At 82.6% G+C, this 213-nt stretch carries 1 protein-coding gene; it reads right to left on the minus strand.

Going from position 1 to position 213, the window contains the following annotated elements:
* Positions 1–213, minus strand: a 213-nt coding sequence (locus tag QWY28_RS24165; protein ID WP_439117283.1) for a hypothetical protein, incomplete at both ends; no start/stop codon positions are given.

The following is a 213-nucleotide window of genomic DNA, read 5'->3' on the forward strand; positions in this document are numbered from 1 at the left end:
GGTGCCTCGGCGATCGCGCGCCCGCGGTCGACCTCCGGCACCGCCGCCGCGGGCGCGGCCACCGGCGAGGCCACCGGCGAGCCCGAGGACGAGGCCGAGGACGCGGCCGGCGGGCCGGCGGACGGTGCCGGCGTGCCCCCACAGCCGGCGAGGAGGACGGTGGGCACGAGGGCGGCGAGCAGCAGGCGCATGCCCTGGAGACGCCGCGGGTGC

The organism is Nocardioides oceani (genome assembly GCF_030412965.1).
Classification (GTDB): Bacteria; Actinomycetota; Actinomycetes; order Propionibacteriales; family Nocardioidaceae; genus Nocardioides; species Nocardioides oceani.